The sequence below is a fragment of the Nocardiopsis sp. NPDC006938 genome (assembly GCF_042869555.1).
In the GTDB taxonomy this organism is placed as follows: Bacteria; Actinomycetota; Actinomycetes; order Streptosporangiales; family Streptosporangiaceae; genus Nocardiopsis.
In genome coordinates this window covers 211,172-226,741 of the sequence record NZ_JBIAGA010000005.1, presented here as the reverse complement: position 1 = coordinate 226,741, position 15,570 = coordinate 211,172, and the positions used below count along the sequence as shown (strand labels likewise).

At 73.3% G+C, this 15,570-nt stretch carries 15 protein-coding genes; 7 read left to right on the top strand and 8 right to left on the bottom strand.

Going from position 1 to position 15,570, the window contains the following annotated elements:
- Positions 1 to 10: 10 nt before the first annotated feature.
- Together ACFYL4_RS10420 and ACFYL4_RS10415 are read left to right on the top strand one after the other, a co-directional pair.
- The gene (locus tag ACFYL4_RS10420; protein ID WP_387518080.1) at positions 11 to 1,897 is read left to right on the top strand and encodes an IucA/IucC family protein; all 1,887 of its coding nucleotides are present in this window, start codon (positions 11 to 13) and stop codon (positions 1,895 to 1,897) included.
- Positions 1,894 to 3,321, top strand: coding sequence for a glutamine synthetase family protein (locus ACFYL4_RS10415; protein ID WP_387518078.1), 1,428 nt, complete (start codon positions 1,894 to 1,896; stop codon positions 3,319 to 3,321). Before ACFYL4_RS10420 ends, ACFYL4_RS10415 begins: the two co-directional genes overlap by 4 nt.
- Positions 3,322 to 3,380: 59 nt before the next feature.
- Here the strand turns inward: ACFYL4_RS10415 and ACFYL4_RS10410 are convergent, their stop codons facing one another.
- Positions 3,381 to 3,956 carry a dihydrofolate reductase family protein gene (locus tag ACFYL4_RS10410; protein ID WP_387518076.1) on the bottom strand — a complete coding sequence of 192 codons (576 nt, stop codon included), beginning with the start codon at positions 3,954 to 3,956 and terminating at the stop codon, positions 3,381 to 3,383.
- Between the two features lie 227 nt (positions 3,957 to 4,183).
- On the opposite strand from ACFYL4_RS10410, the gene ACFYL4_RS10405 reads away from it, so the two are divergent.
- Positions 4,184 to 4,801 (top strand): Uma2 family endonuclease, encoded by a 618-nt coding sequence (locus tag ACFYL4_RS10405; protein WP_357763139.1) that lies wholly within the window; start codon positions 4,184 to 4,186, stop codon positions 4,799 to 4,801.
- Positions 4,802 to 4,860: 59 nt separating this feature from the next.
- On the opposite strand, the gene menD is transcribed toward ACFYL4_RS10405, so the two are convergent.
- The 3 genes from menD to menB all read right to left on the bottom strand — a co-directional run bounded on the left by menD (position 4,861) and on the right by menB (position 8,588).
- Positions 4,861 to 6,579, bottom strand: coding sequence for a 2-succinyl-5-enolpyruvyl-6-hydroxy-3-cyclohexene-1-carboxylic-acid synthase (gene menD / locus ACFYL4_RS10400; RefSeq protein ID WP_387518074.1), 1,719 nt, complete (start codon positions 6,577 to 6,579; stop codon positions 4,861 to 4,863).
- A 186-nt stretch (positions 6,580 to 6,765) separates the two neighbouring features.
- Complete coding sequence (locus ACFYL4_RS10395; protein WP_387518072.1) at positions 6,766 to 7,752, bottom strand: o-succinylbenzoate synthase; 987 nt, start codon at positions 7,750 to 7,752, stop codon at positions 6,766 to 6,768.
- A complete protein-coding gene (menB, locus tag ACFYL4_RS10390) occupies positions 7,749 to 8,588 on the bottom strand; it encodes a 1,4-dihydroxy-2-naphthoyl-CoA synthase (protein ID WP_387518070.1) in 840 nt (279 codons plus the stop codon). Before menB ends, ACFYL4_RS10395 begins: the two co-directional genes overlap by 4 nt.
- A 174-nt stretch (positions 8,589 to 8,762) precedes the next feature.
- Here menB and ACFYL4_RS10385 point away from each other — a divergent pair, with 174 nt between their 5' ends.
- The 3 genes from ACFYL4_RS10385 (at position 8,763) to ACFYL4_RS10375 (ending at position 12,452) form a co-directional block, all read left to right on the top strand.
- Positions 8,763 to 10,040: an AMP-binding protein gene (locus ACFYL4_RS10385; protein WP_387518067.1), complete on the top strand. Its 1,278-nt coding sequence runs from the start codon at positions 8,763 to 8,765 to the stop codon at positions 10,038 to 10,040.
- Between the two features lie 503 nt (positions 10,041 to 10,543).
- Positions 10,544 to 11,953 carry an RNA polymerase sigma factor gene (locus ACFYL4_RS10380; RefSeq protein ID WP_357766590.1) on the top strand — a complete coding sequence of 470 codons (1,410 nt, stop codon included), beginning with the start codon at positions 10,544 to 10,546 and terminating at the stop codon, positions 11,951 to 11,953.
- Between the two features lie 145 nt (positions 11,954 to 12,098).
- Positions 12,099 to 12,452, top strand: coding sequence for a hypothetical protein (locus tag ACFYL4_RS10375; protein ID WP_357766593.1), 354 nt, complete (start codon positions 12,099 to 12,101; stop codon positions 12,450 to 12,452).
- A gap of 75 nt (positions 12,453 to 12,527) precedes the next feature.
- On the opposite strand, the gene ACFYL4_RS10370 is transcribed toward ACFYL4_RS10375, so the two are convergent.
- The 4 genes from ACFYL4_RS10370 to ACFYL4_RS10355 form a co-directional block, all read right to left on the bottom strand.
- Positions 12,528 to 12,944 (bottom strand): hypothetical protein, encoded by a 417-nt coding sequence (locus tag ACFYL4_RS10370; RefSeq protein ID WP_357766595.1) that lies wholly within the window; start codon positions 12,942 to 12,944, stop codon positions 12,528 to 12,530.
- Positions 12,945 to 13,014: 70 nt separating this feature from the next.
- Positions 13,015 to 13,194, bottom strand: coding sequence for a hypothetical protein (locus tag ACFYL4_RS10365; RefSeq protein WP_357766598.1), 180 nt, complete (start codon positions 13,192 to 13,194; stop codon positions 13,015 to 13,017).
- A gap of 491 nt (positions 13,195 to 13,685) precedes the next feature.
- Positions 13,686 to 14,066, bottom strand: coding sequence for a GntR family transcriptional regulator (locus tag ACFYL4_RS10360; RefSeq protein WP_357766601.1), 381 nt, complete (start codon positions 14,064 to 14,066; stop codon positions 13,686 to 13,688).
- 314 nt (positions 14,067 to 14,380) lie between these two features.
- Positions 14,381 to 14,770, bottom strand: a complete 390-nt coding sequence (locus ACFYL4_RS10355; protein ID WP_357766604.1) for a hypothetical protein — start codon at positions 14,768 to 14,770, stop codon at positions 14,381 to 14,383.
- Positions 14,771 to 14,928: 158 nt separating this feature from the next.
- Between ACFYL4_RS10355 and ACFYL4_RS10350 the strand changes: the two genes are divergently transcribed.
- The gene (locus ACFYL4_RS10350; protein ID WP_357766607.1) at positions 14,929 to 15,564 is read left to right on the top strand and encodes a helix-turn-helix domain-containing protein; all 636 of its coding nucleotides are present in this window, start codon (positions 14,929 to 14,931) and stop codon (positions 15,562 to 15,564) included.
- Positions 15,565 to 15,570 lie beyond the last annotated feature (6 nt).

The following is a 15,570-nucleotide window of genomic DNA, read 5'->3' as shown; positions in this document are numbered from 1 at the left end:
GAACCCGCCCATGCCCACCGAGAACCCCGTCCGCGCCCAGGTTCGGGCCCCGCTCCCGGACCCGGTCACCGCCCCGAATCCGCTCCCGGTCCCGCCGGAACTCACCGCCGAGCGCTGGGAACGCGCCAGCCGCCACCTGGCCGCCAAGATGCTGGCCGAACTCTGCTTCGAGTACGCCTTGCGCCCCGAGCCCGGGGGCCCGGGGCTCTGGCGGGCCCGCGTGCACCCCGGCGCCGCCTACGTGTTCGAGGGACGGCGCACCAGCATGGACGGCTGGCGGGTCCGCCCCGGCACCGCCCGGCGCGAGGCCGCCGACGGCACCCGGACCGCCGCCACGCCCTTCACCCTCCTGCGCGACCTCGGCACGGCCGGAATCGTCGCCCCGGACGTGGAGGCGTTCACCGTCGGGGAGCTCACCGCCACGCTGAGCGGCGACGCCCGTCTGGCGTCCTCCCGCACCTCCAGCGCCGCGCTGGCCGCGCTCCCCCACGCCGAGTTGGAGGGCCACCAGACCGGCCACCCCTGGATCTTCGCCAACAAGGGCCGGGTCGGCTTCTCCGCACGGGACCGCGCCCTGTTCCCGCCGGAGGCCCGGCGGCCCGCGCGGATGCCCTGGATCGCGGTGCACCGCTCCCTGGCCGAACACCACGGGGTCCCGGGCCTGGACCAGGAAGTCCTGCGCGCCCGCGAACTGGGGCCCGAACTGACCCGCGCGTTCACCGACCGGCTGGAGCGGACCCTGCGGGGCTCCGGGACCGACGCGACGGAGTTCGTGTGGCTGCCGGTCCACCCCTGGCAGTGGGACGAGGTGGTCGTGCCGCTGTTCGCCGCCGAGATCGCCCACCGGCTCGTCGTACCGCTGGGAGAGGCGGCCGACGCCTACCTGCCGCAGCAGTCCATCCGCACGTTCACCAACCTCGACCGCCCCGACCGGCTCAACGTCAAGCTGTCGCTGGCCATCCTCAACACGATGGTCTACCGCGGCATCCCCACCGAGCTGTGCCGGGCGGCACCGGCCAGCACCGGGTGGGTGCACGCCCTGCGCGCCCGCGACCCCTTCCTCTCCGAGCGCTGCCGCGTGGTCCTGCCCGGCGAGGTCGCCGCCGTGGCCGTGCGCCACCCCGTCCTGGAGGACATCCCGGGCGCCCCCTACCGGCACCGCCAGCTGCTCGGCGCCCTGTGGCGCGAACCGGTCACCGAACAGCTCGACCCGGGTGAACGCGCCCGCACCCTGGCCGCGCTGCTGCACGTGGACGGCGAGGGCCGGGCCCTGGTCGGCGAACTCGTAGAACGCTCCGGCCTGGGTGCCGAGGAGTGGCTGCGCGCGCTGTTCGCGGCGCTCCTACCGCCGATCCTGCACCTGCTCTACCGGTACGGTCTGGCCTTCAACCCGCACGGGGAGAACGCGATCGTGGTCCACGACGGCGACGACCGCCCGGTCCGGCTCGCCGTCAAGGACTTCGTGGACGACATGAAGCTCCTCGACACCGACCTGCCCGAGTACGCGGACCTGCCCGAGGAGGCCTTGGGCGTGCTCATGCGCTTCGACGCCCGCGAGCTCACCTCGTCGGTCGTCAAGTCCCTGTTCGTCGGCCACTTCCGCTATCTCGCGCCGCTGGTCCAGGAGCACCTGGACGTGCCCGAGGAGCGGTTCTGGAACCTGGTGCGCGCGGAGGTCACGCGCTACCAGGAGGAGTTCCCCGAGCTGGCCGCGCGGTTCGCCATGTTCGACCTGCTCGCCCCCGAGTACGAGCGCGTGTGCCTGAACCGGGAGCGCCTGCTGGGCGGCGGCTACCACGACCGGGCCGAACGCGACGCGGAGTTCCACCTGGACGCGCCACCCATCCCCAACCCGCTCCACCGGGCCCCCGCCACCGGTCCCGAGGAGGCCCGGTGAACCGGATCGTCGGCGACGGACTCCCGCCCCTGACCGAGACCCTGCCGCCCTCCCCACCGCCGCCGCCCTTCCCGGTACCGATCGAACGCCTGCGCGCCGACGTGGAGTCGGGCGCGATCACCGACGTGATCGTGGCCCTGCCCGACCTCCAGGGACGGGTGCAGGGAAGCCGGATCAACCCCCGGGACTTCCTCTCACGGACGCTGGACCGCGGCTTCGACGCCTGCCTGTACCTGCTCGCCACGGACGTCGAGATGGAGTCGCGCCCCGGCTACGCCGTCGACCCCTGGCACGGCGGGCTCGGCGACCTCTCCGTGCTGCCCGACCCGGGCACCCTGCGCTACCTGCCCTGGGACCCGGGCACCGCCCTGGTGCTCGGTGACGCCCGCGACGCCGGGGGGAGCCCGGTCCCGGTCGCGCCCCGGCAGGTGCTGCGCACCCAGCTGGACCGGCTCTCCGAACGCGGCTGGCACGCCCTGGCCGGGACGGAGCTGGAGTTCCTGGTGTTCCGCGACTCCTACCAGGAGGCCTTCGAGGCCGACTACCGGGGCCTGACCACCGCGACCCGGTTCAACTCCGACTACGCGGTGCCCGAGGTCACCGAGATCGACCCGCTCATGCGGCGCGTCCGCACCGCCATGGAGCGCACCGGCATGACCGTGGAGTCGGCCCGGGGCGAGTGCCACCCCGGCCAGTACGAGATCGTCTTCCGCTACGACGACGCCCTGCGCACCTGCGACAACCACGTCGTGTACAAGGCGGGGGCCAGGGCGCTGGCGGCGCAGGCGGGGGTCGCGCTGACCTTCATGGCCAAGTACGACGACGGCGAGGGCAACTCCTGCCACGTGCACCTGTCGCTGCGCGACGAGAGCGGTCACCCGGTCTTCGCCGACGACGGCACGGGCCGGTACGGCATGTCCCGGCACATGGAGCACTTCGTGGCCGGGCAGCTGGCCTGCGCCCGTGACTTCGCCCTGCTCCACGCGCCCAACGTCAACTCGTACAAGCGCCTGTCACCGCAGGCCTACGCGCCGAACACCATCACCTGGGGGTTGGACAACCGCACGTGCCCGGTGCGGGTGATCGGGTCGGGCGCGTCCGCGCGGATCGAGTTCCGGGTGCCGGGCGGGGACGCCAACCCGTACCTGACCGTGGCGGGCATCGTCGCGGCGGGCCTGTACGGCATCGACCGGGCGCTTCCCCTGCCCGAACCCACGGTGGGGGACGCCTCGGCCAGCGGTGCCGCCCGCCTGCCCGGCTCCCTGGAGGAGGCCGTCCGGGCCTGGGAGGACAGTGAGATCGCGCTGGCCTGCTTCGGCCCGGAGGTGGTGCGCAACCAGGCGGCGGCGGGCCGCGCCGAACTCGCGGCCTTCTCCGCCACGGTCACCGACCTCGAACGCCGCCGCCACTTCGAGCGCGGCTAGGCACCGAACGCCCCGCCGGTGACGATCCGGCGGGGCGTCGGGCCACCGGCCCGCACCGGTCAGCGTTCCACCCGGTAGCGGAGGTAGACGATCTCGCCGCCGACCCGGCCGCCGACGGTCCGGGACTCGACGAGGCGTAGGTCCTGTCGGCGCTCACCCCGGGGAAAGAAGGGGACGCCGCCGCCCACCAGCACCGGATAGACCCGAAGCCGGAACTCGTCGACCAGACCCAGGTCGGCCGCCTGGGCGGCCAGGGTCGCGCCGCCGACCGCGATGTCGCCCTCGCCCGGCTCGGCCCGCAGGCGCGCGATCTCCTCCGCCGGACTTCCGGACGCCAGGCGGGTGTTGCCCCGCACCTCGCTCAGCGTGGAGGAGAACACCACCTTCGGGAGCGCCCGCCAGATCCGGGCGAACCCGACCGTCGAGTGGTCGTGTGCCGGATTCTGGTCGACGGTCTCCCAGTAGGCCATCGTCTCGTAGAGGCGCCGCCCCAACAGGTAGACGCCGACCCGGCGCACCTCGTCGGTGGCGAGGGCGAAGACCTCCTCGTCCGGTACCGACCAGTCGAAGGAGCCGTCCGGCCCGACGACGTAGCCGTCCAAGGACACACCCATCGAATAGACCACGTCGCGCATCCGGCGCCCTCCTCGGTGACGGTCCCGCCAGTATGGCCGCCCGGCCCCCGGGGGAACCCGTCACGACGCGCGCCGCGAGGGACCGGGCGTGTCCCGGGCCCGTGGGCGACCGCCTCCCCGGGGCCTGGTGCATCCTCTGGGTAGGAATCATCGCGAAAAGCGACACCAGGGACGGCGGGATGGCTACTGTGAGCGACAAGAACGATCCGACGACCGAAGGCAGTCACATGTCCGCTCCGACAGTGGCCGAGCAACAAGCGCCAGAGTTCGAGGACACCGTGGTCCTCCCCATGCCACCGCAGGACGGCTTCACGGCTGACGACCTCGACCGTATCCCGGATCTTCCGCCGCACACCGAACTCATCGACGGAAACCTGGTACTGGTGAGCCCCCAGAAGCTGTTCCACATGCTCGTACTCAAACTGTTGGAACGCGAACTCGACCGGTGTGTGCCCACCGGGCTGCGGGTCGCGAGGGAGTTCACCGTCAGACTCTCCGAACGGCAGCGGCCGGAACCGGACCTCATGCTGGTCCGTACGGACGCGTTCCGGGAGCTGGAACAGACCTGGTTCCCGCCCGAGGCGGTGGAGCTGGCGGTCGAGGTGGTCTCCAAGGAGTCGGAGGTACGGGACCGCGAACGCAAGCCCGAGCTCTACGCCCGAGCCGGAGTGCGCTTCTACTGGCGCGTCGAGCAGGACGGCAACGACGCGGTGGTCTACGAGTACGAGAAGGACCCGGCCAGCCCCTCCGGCGACTACGGCAGGCCGACCATCCACCGGAAGTCCCTCAGGACCTCCGTTCCGCTGGAGTTGGAGCTGGACCTGACGAACGTCCTGGACCGCTGACCCGGAGCGCGAGGGGGGAGGCACGGTGCTCCGTGCCTCCCCCCTCGTGTGATGCGCAGCTAGGCCGGGGCGCCGAGCGCGGTGTCCACCGCGTCCTGAACGCGGCGCCGCAGCGCCGCGCTGCCCGCCCTGGTCGTGCGGACCTCCACCATCCGCAGGCCCTCGCCGAGCAGGGCCTTGGGCAGGTCCGTGGCCCACTCGACCCGGGTGTAGGGCAGGTCGGCCACGGCCGCCACCCGCTCCATGGAGACGCCGTGCGGGGTGCCGAACACCCGCTCGAAGTCGGGGTGGCCCGCCTGCTCCAGCCCCGAGAAGATGCCGCCGCCGTCGTTGTTGACCACGATGATCGCCAGGTCCGGGCGCGGCTCGCCGGGGCCGATGATCAGCCCGTTCTGGTCGTGCAGCACCGCGAGGTCGCCCAGCAGCGCGTAGGCGGGCCCCTCGTCCCGCGTCTGGTGGGCCAGGGCCGCGCCGATCGCCGTGGAGACCGTCCCGTCGATCCCGCTCACACCCCGGTTGCCGACCAGGCGCACGCCGCAGCGGGCGAGCATCGTGGCGTCGAGGTCGCGGATGGGCATACTCGCCCCGGCGAAGAGGAGGGACCCGGAGGGCAGCTGAGCGACCAGGTCGCGGGCCAGGCGCGGCTCGGTCAGGGTCTCGTCGGCGTCGAGCACGCCGTCGATGGCCGCCCGGGCCGCCTCTTCCGCGCGTTCCCACGAACGCGACCAGTCGGTGCGGCGCGGGTGCGCCCACTCCAGACCTGCGGGCGGGGCCACCGCCGCGACCACGTCGGTGGCGGTGCGCGCGGGATCGGAGAAGTCGTCGGCCAGGCTCGCCGCCGGGTCGCCCAGCGCTCCGGCGGTGACCACCACGTGGCGGTCGGCGCGGCGCAGGAAGGCCAGGACCTGCCGGGAGAGGTTGGGCCGCCCCACACTCACGACCAGCTCGGGCGCGTGCGCGTCGGCGAACCCCGGCGCCGCCAGGAGCTGGCGGTAGGTGGAGAGCGCGCCCGATCTGCGGGCGTTGGAGGTGGGTTCGGCCAGCAGGGGCCAGCCGGTCACCTCCGCCAGGGCCAGCAGGGGTACGGGGTCGTAGTCGCCGTCACCGCACACGATCACCCCGCGCTCCACGTCCGGCAGGACCAACGGCGCGGGCTCGGTGAACGGGCCGGGGCGGGAGATCCAGGGGCCGCCGTCCGGGCGGCCGTCCAGCGGTGCCGTCCAGGTCGGGGCCGCGGAGGGCTCGTCCGGGGTGAGGGGGTCACGGAAGGCCACGTTGAGGTGGACCGGTCCGGGGCGGCCACCGGTCGCCGACGCCCAGGCGCGACAGGTCAGGGAGCGCCAGTACGCCACCATGCCCGGAGCGGGGTCCGGGGTTCCGACCTCGGCGAACATGCGTACCGCGCCGCCGTACAGGCCGATCTGGTCCACCGTCTGGTTGCCGCCGGTGCCGCGCAGCTCCGGGGGCCGGTCAGCGGTGAGCACCAGCAGCGGCACTCCGCTCTCGTCCGCCTCCAGCACCGCGGGGTGGAAGTTGGCGGCCGCCGTACCGGAGGTGCACACCACCGCCACCGGTCGGCGCGAGGCGCGGGCCAGACCGAGGGCGAGGAAGGAGGCCGAACGCTCGTCCACACGCACGTGGACCCGGACGCCGGGGTGGGCGACCAGGGCCAGCGCCAAGGGCGTCGAACGCGAGCCGGGGGCGACGACGGCCTCGACCATCCCGCAGCGGGCCAGTTCGTCGACGAGGACCCGAGCCAGGGCGGTAGACGGATTCATCAGAGTCTTTCGTTCGTCAAGGTATGTACCAGTATCCCCGGGCGAGGCGGCCCGGTCGAACGGGCCCGGTCCCCTCCAGTGAACCCCGTTCGGTTCCGATCCGCGAGCGAAACCGGCTGTGATCTCCTGCCCACCCGGGTCGGTCGCACGTCACCACGGGGCGCCGGTCACGGGTGCGGGCCGTGCTCAGGACGGGGCGGACGGGGTCCGACCGGCCGCTTCGGCGGCCTCGGCCCGCGCGCGCCAGGCGCCCGGGTCCACCTCGACCGCCGCCAGCGCGGCCTCGTCCACCGCCACCGGCCGGACCGGGAGGAATCCGTCCGCGGGCAGGAGCGGGTCGGCGCAGACGTCGGCGGTCAGCATCTGCATGGTCGCCAGACCGCAGGCGTAGGGAAGCTCGGGCAGGCAGGCCGCCAGGGCCACCCCCGCGGCCAGACCCACCGACGTCTCCACGGCGCTGGAGACCACCACCGGCAGTCCGCAGGCCTCGGCGACCCGCAGCGCGGCGCGGACGCCGCCCAGGGGCTGCACCTTGAGCACCACGATGTCGGCCGCCTCGGCGGCACGCACCCGCAGGGGGTCCTCCGCCCGGCGGACGGACTCGTCGGCGGCCACCGGCACGTCCACCCGGCGGCGGACGGAGGCCAGCTCGTCCAGGGACGCGGAGGGCTGCTCCACGTACTCCAGGTCGAACCGGTCCAGCTCGCGCGTCATCCGTACGGCGGTGTCGACGTCCCAGGCGCCGTTGGCGTCCACCCGGACGCGTCCGGCGGGGCCGATCGCGGAGCGGACCGCCTCGACCCTGGCCACGTCCTCGCGCCAGCCCTGGCCCTTCTCCGCGACCTTGACCTTGGCGGTGGCGCAGCCGCCCGCCGCGACGATCGCGGCGGCGCGCTCGGGGTCCACCGCGGGCACGGTCACGTTGACGGCGACCCGGTCGCGCACCGGCTCCGGCCACCCCCGGTGCGCCGCCTCAAGGCAGGCCGCCCACCAGCGGGAGGACTCGCGCGGCCCGTACTCGGCGAAGGGCGAGAACTCGCCCCATCCGGCGGGGCCGCGCACCAGCATGCCCTCGCGCACCGTGATCCCCCGGAAGCGGTTGCGCAGGCCGATGGCGAAGGCCCGCCCCCCGGCGGCGGCCGCCGCCGGGTCGGGCTCCGAGGGCCCGGTCACGGGCGACGCGGGAACTTGTCGAACTCCGGACGGCGCTTCTCCTTGAAGGCGTCCCGGCCCTCCTGGGCCTCCTCGCTCATGTAGTAGAGCATCGTGGCGTCACCGGCGAACTGCTGCATCCCGGCGGCGCCGTCGCTCACCGCGTTGATGGCGCCCTTGAGCATGCGCAGGGCCAGCGGCGACTTGTCCAGCATCTCGCGGGCCCAGGAGACGGTCTCCTTCTCCAGGTCCGCCAGCGGCACGACGGTGTTGACCATGCCCATGTCCAGCGCCTCCTGGGCGCTGTACTGGCGGCACAGGTACCAGATCTCGCGGGCCTTCTTCAGGCCGACGGTCTCGGCGAGCAGCCAGGCGCCGTAGCCGCCGTCGAACGAGCCGACCTTGGGGCCGGTCTGGCCGAACTTGGCGTTGTCGGCGGCGATGGTGAGGTCGCAGCAGACCTGGAGGACGTTGCCGCCGCCGATGGACCAGCCGGCGACCATGCAGATCACGGGCTTGGGCAGGCGGCGGATCTGCACCTGGAGGTCGAGCACGTTGAGGCGGCCGATGCCCTGCTGGGCCACGGCGTCGTCGCCGATGTAGCCGTCGTCGCCGCGAATCTTCTGGTCGCCGCCGGAACAGAACGCCTGGTCACCGGCGCCGGTGAAGATGATCACCCCGACGTTGGAGTCGTCCCGCGCGACGGAGAACGCCGTCTGGAGCTCGAAGAGCGTCTGGGGGCGGAAGGCGTTGTGCCGCTCTGGGCGGTTGATCGTGATCTTGGCGATGCCCTCCGCGGTCTCGTAGATGATGTCGGAATACTCGCCCGACCGCTGCCAGTCGATCACGCTGCTCACGGCTTCTGCTTCTCCTCACGGGGACGGGGACGGTGTGGGCGCGGCCGGGATGACCGTCGCGCCCAGACGTCAACCCTACGCATTGTGCCAGGCGGGCCGGGACGGACGGGCACGCACCCGACACCCGGCCCCACCGGACGCTCCCCGTCCCGCTCGGGCGTACGCTGGGGCACCGTGGCACGAGCAAGCGAATCCCGGTCCCAGGTCCCCGCCGGTGGGGGCGGCCGCGCCCTCCAGGCGGTGCGCGGCCTGGCCCCCGACGTCATGCACCGGCTGCTCTCGCGGGCCCTGGACGGTTCCGGCCCCGCGCTGCTGCCCGTCCCCGACGGCACTCCCGAACCGCGTGTCCGGGCCCTGCTGTCGGCGCTGCGCCCGGCCTCGCTGCGCACCCCGGAGGGGGTCACGCGGGTGCCCGGCGGCGTTCCGGCGGGCCCGGACGCGGCGCTGGTGGTGACCACCTCGGGGTCGACCGGTGAGCCCAAGGGCGTGGAGCTGTCCGCGTCCGCGCTGCGCGCCTCGGCCCGCGCGTCCGTGGCCCGGATCGGCGCCGTCCCGGGCGACCGCTGGCTGTGTGTGCTGCCCGCCGGACACATCTCCGGTATCCAGGTGATGATCCGCGCCCTGGTGACCGGGGGCGAGGTGGTGCACGCGCCGTTCGACACCGCGACCGTCGCCGAACTCGCCCGGGACCTGCGGCCGCACGTGTCGCTGGTACCCACCCAGCTGCGCCGCCTGCTGGCCGCGGGGGTCGACCTGTCGCGGTTCGGCACGGTCCTGCTCGGCGGCGCCGCCGCCGAACCCCCGCTGCTGGAGGCCGCGCGAGCCGCGGGCGGGCGGGTGGTGACCACCTACGGGATGAGCGAGACCTGCGGCGGGTGCGTCTACGACGGTGTCCCGCTGGACGGGGTCGAGGTGCGCGTGGACGGCGAGGGGGCCCGCCCCGGCGAACCCGGCCGGATCGTGCTGGGCGGGCCGACGCTGCTCACCGGATACCGGACCCCGCCCGGAGCGGGGTCGGACGGGTGGGCCCGGGACGGGGGCGGCGCGGGCCTGGTCCGCGACGCGGACGGTCGGCCGTGGCTGCGCACGAACGACCTCGGCGCGCTGGACGGGCGGGGGCGCCTGCGCGTGCTCGGACGGATGGACGAGGTGGTCAACACCGGCGGCCACAAGGTGGTACCCGGCCAGGTGAACGCGATCCTGGCCGCCCGTCCCGAGGTCGCCGAGTCGGTGGTGGTGGGGCGGCCCGACCCCGAGTGGGGGCAGCGGGTGAGCGCGGTCGTGGTGCCCGCCGACCCGGGGAACCCGCCCACGCTGGAGGATCTGCGGGGGTGGGTCCGCGAGAGGCTGCCCTCCTACGCGGCCCCTCGGGAACTGGACCTGCGCACGGCCCTGCCGATGCTGGCGTCGGGCAAACCCGACCTGGTCGCGCTCCGCCGCCCCGCGGACTGAGTGGCGGACCGGACCGCTCCGTCGCGGCGTCGGTCGGACGCCGCCGCTGGTCGGAGCCGGGATGCCCCAACGGGGGGCCGGGGCACGCGTGTACCGGTGTGGTCCGCACACGTGGGACCCTGGCCGGGAGACCTTGTCCGGTTGGCGGGGAACTTCCGAAAGCTCCCTGGCGTCTACCTGAGTATCCGGTCTCTTCGGCCCCTCTCCCAAGGAGGTCCGCGGTTGGCGGCAGCCATCGACTCCATCGTCCGCTCCCCTGCGCCCTCCCCCGCGCCCGGAACGCCTGTCGCGCGGCGGTTCCCGTACCCGCGCCGAACGTGCGCCCTTACCCGCACGGGCCGGTCAGTCGCCACTCGTGACACAGTGATCCATGCCACCCTCTTCGATATCCAATCGAGACAGGGAACATTTGACTCGCCGACACGTTGGACATATTGGCGCGACCAGTCGGCGGGAACCCTCCGCCGCGCGCCACACGTCCTGGAAGGGAGGGAGGTGCCCACATGACGAGCACTGCCCTGACCGCTTCGGGCTCCGGGCCCGAAGTCCCCGACGGCAACGCTCCGAACGAGGGCCGGGCCGCCGACGCGGCCCTGACCGACCTGATCACCCAGGGGCGCGCCCAGGGACACCTGTCCCTCTCAGAACTACGTACCGCTTTCACCGCGGCCGGAGTCACCTCCAGTGACGGCCGCTCCATCCTGCGTGAACTCACCGAGAACGGGGTCCGGCTCGCCAACGGGGGCGACGACTCCGCGATGGTGGCCGACCCTGACGCCGAGGACGACGTGCTGGAAAACACTCTCATCGCGACGGTACCCGACACCGACGAGGCGCCCAAGACCGCGACCGGCAAGGCCGCCTCGCGCAAGGGCCCCTCCCCCCGGAGGAAGACCCGTACCACGCGGCGCAACAAGAAGGCCGAGACCAACCAGGCCACCACCGATCCGGAGACCGGTGAGGCCGACCTCGACGACCAGTCCCCCGCCATGGGCGACTCGGTCCACACCTACCTGAAGGCCATCGGGCGGCGGCAGCTGCTCACCGCCGAGCAGGAGGTGGACCTGGCCAAGCGGGTCGAGGCCGGACTCTACGCCGAGTACCGGCTCGGACAGCACGGCGAGGTCGACGGCTCCGTCGCGATGGCCGACGCCGAGCGCGAGGAGCTGGAGTGGGTGGCCGAGGACGGCCGCAAGGCCAAGTCCCACATGCTGGAGGCCAACCTGCGCCTGGTCGTCTCCGTGGCCAAGAAGTACAGCGACCGTGGCATGTCCCTGCTGGACGTGGTCCAGGAGGGCAACCTCGGCCTCATCCGCGCCGTGGAGAAGTTCGACTACACCAAGGGTTTCAAGTTCTCGACGTACGCGATGTGGTGGATTCGCCAGGCCATCCAGCGCGGGTTCGCCGACTCCGCGCGCACCATCCGCCTGCCCGTGCACGTCCTGGAGCTGCTGAGCAAGGTCAGCCGTCTGGAGCGCGACATGCACCAGGCGCTGGGCCGCGAGCCCACCCCCGAGGAACTGGGGCTGGAGCTGGACAAGACCCCGGCCCAGATCGAGGAGCTGCTGCGGGTCACCCGCCAGCCGATCAGCCTCGACTCCACCATCGGCGAGGACGGCGAGACCCGGATCGGCGACCTCATCGAGGACGTGGACGCCTCGGAGGCCTCCGAGGTGGTCGACCGCCAGCTGATGGCCGACCAGCTGCGCAACGCCCTGTCGGACCTGGAGCCGCGCGAGGCGACCATCATGTCGCTGCGGTTCGGGCTGATGGACGGCAGACCGCGCACGCTCGACGAGATCGGCAAGCACCTGGGGCTCACCCGTGAGCGCATCCGGCAGCTGGAGAAGCAGTCGCTGTCCAAGCTGCGCCACCCGAGCCGCGCGCAGCAGCTGCTGGACTTCGCGAGCTGACGCGCCGCCGCTCACGGTGACGCGTGGGGCCGCCCTCCCGAGGGGGCGGCCCTTCGTCATGTCCGTCTCAGGGACATCCCCGAACTTCCCCTGGAATCGGGGGCGGAGAGGGGCCGGAAGCCCGCCCCGGTGCGACGATGGAGCGATGACGAACAACCCCCACCGCCACCAGGACGAGATCGCCGCCGCGCTGCGCGCCAGTCGAGAACTGGGCCCCGAGTACGACGAGGCGGTGGCCTCCTCACTCGTCGAGCGCGTCGACGCCACCATCGAGGAGCGCGTCAGGTTCCACGTGGCTCGTCAGAGCGGCGAGGACCGGGCCCGGTCCGGGGTGGCCTCCAACACCGTGCGCATGGTCCTGGCGCTGGTGTGCCTGGGGATCAGCCTTCCCATCACGGCCATCGTCGCCTCCCTCGTCGGGGGCGCCGTGTCCGTTCTCATGGTGTGGCTGGGCCTGATCGGCTTCTACCTCGTCGCGGTCCTCGGCCTGCGCCGCTGAGCCGCGTACGCGCGACCAGCGGGGGCGGGAACCCGGTGCTCCCGCCCCCGCTGGCCGTGTGCGGCCGACCACGCCCTAGTAGCCGCAGGCCTCCAGAATCATGCTCTGGGTGTCGGCCTCGAAGTTCAGCGCGTCGGCCAGGGTGTCGTAGTCGCCCTCGTCCAGTTCGACCAGGACGGAGTCGACGGCGTCGGCACGCTCGGCGGCGACGTCCCTGAGGTCTCCGCGCGCGGCGTCCTCCAGCTCCAGGACCACGTCCAGGTGATCCTCCAGCACGGCGCGGTGCTGGTCCTGGTAGGGGATGTCGTCGACGAGGATGTCCTGGTCGATGCCCTGGGCGGCCAGGTCGACCGCGTTCATGTCCCGGTCGATGTCCAGGCAGGCGGCGTCGATCCGCTCGCGGTCACCCGAACACGCGGTCAGGAGCAGGGGGGCGACGAGGGCGGCGGCCGTCAGGGACAGGGCGCGGGCGGGGGTTCGGGGGTGTGACACGGGTGGGTGCTCGTTTCCTTCTCGGGGTTCTTGCCAGGGGATCACGCGGACGCGAGCGGGGACCGCGGGGTCAGAGCAGCAGGGCGACGACCAGCAGGACGGCCAACAGGGCGACGACGGCCCCCAGGCATCCCAGCACCGCTCCCAGGCCGCCGCCGCGCGGGGCGAAGTCGGGGCCGTCGTGGTAGTAGTGGCGGTTCCGGCGGAAGTACCAGCGGTCGCGGGGGCGGCCGGTGTGCGCGGAGCCCACGACGTGGGTGTGGCGGCTGCGGTTGGGCCGGGGGGTACGCGACGGCCTCGATCCGCGCGAGGACCCTCCTCGGGAGGAGAAACCTCCGCCGGCGCGCGCCGCACCGCCACCGCCGCCACGCGAGCTGAAGCCGCCACCGGAGCGCCCGGCCCCGCCACCACCGCCACGCGAGCTGAAGCCGCCGCCACGACGGGCGGCGCCACCGCGCGAGCTGCCGCTTCCTCCGGACCGTCCGCCACCGGACCGTCCGCCACCGGACCGACCGCCTCCGGAACGGCCTCCGCCCGAGCGTCCGCCTGATGACCGTCCGCCGCCAGATCTCCTGCTCATCGGCGCCTCCTTGGGGGTTGTCGTTCGACGCCGCCGGGGGAGGGCAGCGCGCACCACGAGGGTAGCGCCGAACTCCGCAGTTCAGACGAATCGGGAGGGGTGGGGACCGATTGCGGTCATCACGTGCCGGAGAGGGAACCGCACGGTCCCCGTGCGCGTCGTCAGTGACCGGTGCCCGGAGAACCCTCCAGAGCCGCGCGCAGGATCTCGACGGCCTCGTCGTGTTCCAGACCGACGCGGGTGATGACCTCGGCGTAGGCGCGCGCGGCGGCCAGGGCCTCGGCGCGCTGGTCGTCCCCCGCGGCGGCGACGAAGGTGCCCGAGCGGCCCCGGGTCTCCACGACCCCGGCCTGTTCGAGTTCCCGGTAGGCGCGGGCGACGGTGTTCACCGCCACGGACAGGTCCTGGGCCAGGGCCCGGACGGTGGGGAGCCGGTAGCCGACGGGGAGTTCACCGTTGGCCGCGGCGATCGCGACGAGCGCCCTGATCTGTTCGTAGGGCGGGACCTTCGACGTTGGATCGATGCGGAGGAAGTCCGCCATGACCTTCTGTGCTCCCCACGTGAATCGCCGACACACACCCGGCGCGGACCGGGTGGTTGTCCAACCTACCGTTCGCCGTCCCCGCGCCGGACGCTCCGCGTCGCGGCGCCCTCCCTTCGGTCACCTTCCGGCGACCCTCGCACGACACGCTCCGCGCGGTTATCCCCGTTCCTCACCCTCCACCAACCCCGGAAAGGTCACGCTCCGCACACAGTTGGTCTCACCCGTCACTGGCGAACGCGGTGCCACTCGGGCCCCGGGCCCGGACACACGGAGGCCCCGCGGCGCGCGCCGAGGGGCCTCCGTGCCGGGGGTCAGACCGCCACGGAGCGGGGCACCTGCTGGATGCCGTGCAGCCGGTGCGCCTCACGGACCGTGAGCAGTTGCTCGGCGACCTCGGTGGCCCGCCTGACCTCGGGCCGGGCCAGACGCTTACGGCGCCTGATCCGATCCGTGTACCCCTTCGCTCCGACCAGGACGCGCTCCTGGGCGTAGGCGGCGCGCATGGCCTCGGTCAGCACGGTGTCGTACCGCACGCCGTGGTCGTGCAGCTCCTCGACCGGGGTGTCCTGTTCCCGGGCCCGGTCCAGGTCGCGCTTGGCCTCGGCCACCGACCTCAGGAGTTCGGGCAGCCTCCCGGCCCTCTCCTCGTCCAGGGCGAGTTCCTCCCTCGCCCGCGTCCTGTCCTGTTGGTCACGTCCCATGTCCGCTCTCCGGGGGTTGTAGCGTCAGCCCTGTCGAGGCAACTCTATGGGTGACGAAGGTCATCCGGCGCTCCGGACGGTGCGTCGGTGGTGGCGTCGCGGCGGCGGACCTGCCAGCTTGACTCCGTCGACCCCCCTGACCCCCGAAAGGCACCAGAGTGAGCAGGAACTACGCGGGTCTGAGCCGCGAGCGCATCATCGTCGAGGCGCTCCACATCATCGCCGGGCGGGGGCTGGGCGGGTTGTCCATGCGCCGTCTGGGCGACGCCCTGGACGTGGAAGCGATGGCGATCTACCACCACTTCCCCAAGGGCAAGGAACAGCTGTTCAACGCGATCGCCGCCTACGTGACCACCGCGCGGGTGGTCAGCGGTCTGGCCGAGGGGCAGGGCCCGCCCGGGGAGGCCGCCGACGACGAGGAGGCGGCCGGGACCGACCCGGTGGCGGCGGCCGGTGGCGGCGACCTTCCCTGGGACCGGCGGCTGAGCGCCTGGGCCGAGGCGTACCGGGGGCGCCTGCTCGCCTACTCCGGCGCGCTGTCCCTGCTCGTGCACCGGGCCCCGCACACCCTGGGCGAGGAGGACACGCGGGCCCTGCTCCACGGGGCCTTCGCCGAGGCGGGGCTGGCCGGGGACGCCGTGTCCCGGGCCTGCGACGCCCTGAACGCCTACTGCCTGGGCTCGGTCGCCCATCAGGTCCGGCACGAGGACCGCGAGGACGCGCCGCAGGACGCCGAGGCCCTGGCCGGGTTCCGGTTCGGTCTGGAGGCCCTGCTCCGGGGTCTGACCGGCTGACCAGCG

Bases quoted from the DNA above. Each gene is read 5' to 3' on its own strand.
- ACFYL4_RS10375 (WP_357766593.1), top strand. From the start codon at position 12,099: ATGACGAACAACCCCCACCGCCACCAGGACGAGATCGCCGCCGCGCTG.
- ACFYL4_RS10420 (WP_387518080.1), top strand. From the start codon at position 11: ATGCCCACCGAGAACCCCGTCCGCGCCCAGGTTCGGGCCCCGCTCCCG.
- ACFYL4_RS10360 (WP_357766601.1), bottom strand. From the start codon at position 14,066: ATGGCGGACTTCCTCCGCATCGATCCAACGTCGAAGGTCCCGCCCTAC.
- ACFYL4_RS10410 (WP_387518076.1), bottom strand. From the start codon at position 3,956: ATGCGCGACGTGGTCTATTCGATGGGTGTGTCCTTGGACGGCTACGTC.
- menD (WP_387518074.1), bottom strand. From the start codon at position 6,579: ATGAATCCGTCTACCGCCCTGGCTCGGGTCCTCGTCGACGAACTGGCC.
- ACFYL4_RS10380 (WP_357766590.1), top strand. From the start codon at position 10,544: ATGACGAGCACTGCCCTGACCGCTTCGGGCTCCGGGCCCGAAGTCCCC.
- ACFYL4_RS10355 (WP_357766604.1), bottom strand. From the start codon at position 14,770: ATGGGACGTGACCAACAGGACAGGACGCGGGCGAGGGAGGAACTCGCC.
- ACFYL4_RS10405 (WP_357763139.1), top strand. From the start codon at position 4,184: ATGTCCGCTCCGACAGTGGCCGAGCAACAAGCGCCAGAGTTCGAGGAC.